The sequence below is a fragment of the Mesorhizobium sp. M1088 genome, from assembly GCF_040318575.1.
Lineage (GTDB): Bacteria > Pseudomonadota > Alphaproteobacteria > Rhizobiales > Rhizobiaceae > Mesorhizobium.
Genome location: NZ_JAMYMO010000097.1, coordinates 1 through 2,641, shown reverse-complemented (window position 1 = coordinate 2,641; position 2,641 = coordinate 1). Strand labels below are relative to the sequence as shown.

2 protein-coding genes and 1 pseudogene are annotated in these 2,641 nt (G+C 59.4%); 2 read left to right on the top strand and 1 reads right to left on the bottom strand.

The window, feature by feature from the left end:
* Nucleotides 1-300: 300 nt before the first annotated feature.
* Nucleotides 301-553, top strand: a pseudogene (locus NKH49_RS34525) (alpha/beta fold hydrolase); the annotation flags it as partial.
* Nucleotides 554-864: 311 nt separating this feature from the next.
* Here NKH49_RS34525 and NKH49_RS34520 read toward each other — a convergent pair.
* Nucleotides 865-1,464, bottom strand: a complete 600-nt coding sequence (locus NKH49_RS34520; protein WP_352930125.1) for a sulfotransferase family protein — start codon at nt 1,462-1,464, stop codon at nt 865-867.
* A gap of 451 nt (nt 1,465-1,915) precedes the next feature.
* On the opposite strand from NKH49_RS34520, the gene NKH49_RS34515 reads away from it, so the two are divergent.
* Entirely contained in the window at nt 1,916-2,323 is a 408-nt protein-coding gene (locus tag NKH49_RS34515; RefSeq protein ID WP_352473287.1) for a hypothetical protein, read from the top strand.
* Nucleotides 2,324-2,641: the final 318 nt, after the last annotated feature.

The following is a 2,641-nucleotide window of genomic DNA, read 5'->3' as shown; positions in this document are numbered from 1 at the left end:
GAACGTTGTTGCACTGAGCCATGCCGACGTCGGCGTGTCGCTGCCGATCCGCTTCGATGAGGAGCATAAGGACTCGCAGACGGCCCTAATAGCTCGAATCGCCATCGATTGAACGAAGAAAGCCTTTTGTTGTGTTGCGTGATTCAGAATTGGTAGCCTCAGGGCATGTTGGGTAAGACTGTATGTCGCCTCTGCCGATGAGGTGGCTCGTCCTCCTGTGGTGAGGATCGGCTCGGCCCGCCCCGAGCAACGCTCGGACGCGCACTGTAGGGCGAGCCACCTCAGACGTACGGTCTTACCATGATGAGTAGCGCCAAGGCTCACTATGAAGCCATCAGGGCCTTCTCACTGAGGATCTGAAGAAGATCACCGTGCCCACGCTGGTCATGCATGACGACGACGACAGGTCGTGCCGATCGAGGATTCGGGCAGGCTGTCGGTCAAACTTCTGAAGAACGGCACTCTGAAGGTCTATACGGGTTACCCGCACGGCATGCTGACGACGCACGCGGACGTCATCAACCACGACTTGCTGGCCTCCATCGAGGGCTGAACGTATCTTTGGGACGCGTTCGCGTTCGCAAAATGACGTGGCGGAATTTGGCCCGCCACGTCCACCTTTGCCGGCCGCAGGCGACGGCCACTGACTGAACTGCCTTTCCGGCCATCTGCTTTAGCTGTGGCGTTTGGCGTCGCTTTGCCCCGAGGTAGAGAAGTCGTGGATTGAGTGGCGGGCACAACCGGATCCAGCCGTGTCACTTTCGCCGTCGTGCCGGGTTCGAACCCGCACGGCACAGTGAACGATCGCATCGCGCCGCATTTCGGCCGTGGAGGGCGGCTTCGCCTTGGTTCAAGCAGACCCGTTTAGCGTGTCTCGGCCCGCCGCCGGAATTCCTCGGCGCTGTTCCGCATAGGATACGGCTGCTCCGGGATCGGGACGCCAAGATGGCGGCATAGCGGCTCCCATCCTTGCCCGAGTGCATGCACGAGCAGTCGGCCAGGCGGCACAGTGGTGAGTACGTCGTGCCGATGTGATTCGTAGACGGCTATCGCGTGAGCGCGATCGACGCGTCCTGCAAAGACCTTGCCGAAAACGAGGGTCTCCCCCAGAGAGTCCGGGTCGACCTGACCGCGGCGCGTCACCTGAAACGCGCTTTCCATACTTGTCCACCAGCTTTCGGCCGAGCGGTCCGTGTGAACGATCCGTGCTTCCGGATACGCTTCGATCAATTCGCGCCAATAATAAGAGGAGGGCCAGTCCACGCAGGATGAGTAGCCCTCAAACAGACTCTCCCAGTCTGCCGACGCACCTTTGGCTAAGGCCCTCCAGCGCTGCTTCTGAATGGCGCTCCCATCGACTTCGAACATGTGATGGCAGGGTCCGAAGCCCAACAGGTTGAGCGCCTCTCGCATGGAGTCAGTTCCGGTGCGCCCGAAACCCGTTCCGATGACCTTGAGCGGCATGACAGCCCTCCACCGTGCCTGCGCCGAACCGGATCATTTATCTCCGCCAGCCGAGCACTATAACAGCTGTTTTTGCGAAAGTCCGTCTTGCGCCACTGCCGGTCCTTCCTTGCGCGCCTCAGTAGCTGACCTTCAGGCACTGGCGGAGTCTGGCCTTCGCGGACCCCATGCGACTATTCTAAAACTCTAAAATTGGCGACACGGCAAGTCACGGGCATCGCGTCCTACACCTTTATCGGAAGAGCATTGATCATAGCTGTGGATACGGAATACGCCTCTGAACAGATTGGCGAATGTCGCCTGCATCGCGTGCCTGGCAGATCACGCTGCCACACCGGGTATACAAGGTGGTAACGGCAGAGCCGCCGCCGGCCGGCGTGTTGGTGGTGTGCGCCGGCCAAACGCGTCATAGGTCATGCCCGTCGCCCTGCCAGACTCTCCGGGATAGACGATGCCGATCAGCCGAGGTAGCACGCCACAACTTGAGACGGTTTTGATCGAGATGATTGTCCAAGCGGCAGATTTTCCGGCGGCCAGCTTCGATACTGTAGCAGGCGACTGCGCCGATAAATCTGGAGGCCGAATACTCTTCAATGTTCGCGTTGACAGCCACGTGGATGTTCAGCGAGTTGCCGCCATCGCGAGCAAATCTGACGAGGGGACGACTCCTTTGCTTTTGCTGTTGGATCGTACGGGGACGTCGATCAAGATCCATGAGGTGCCGGTTGAGGACTACTCGTTGGTAGTCTCCATCGCCCGTTGGGCCAATCAGCCCCTTCACTTGCAAGCCATCACCAGCGTCAATGTCGAGGTTACTCTGCTCCTGGACGCTGTCGCGTCGGAAGCACGGCCGGATTAGCTGAATGCGGACCCAGCCGATGTTAGCGGGGCCTACGCGTTAAGAACGGGTCCACTCCTCGTGCTGCTTTGTGCATTCCACATTGCCTTTTTATGCGGCTTCCAAGCACGAAGCGTGAACATCGACGCAGAATGGCTCTGATGTCCCACTCGCTTTAGGCAGCTTTGCGCCTAATGCACGAACCCGCTTCGCGGGAGGGGCGCCTCGTTCTGAGAGTAAGCGCGATTTTCCCTGCACGTTGACGCCGGCGCTTTCGACGGATGGCCTTCGAATTGGGAACGGTATCTGGTCTGATCAGGCTGCTGTTGCTTTGGCGAA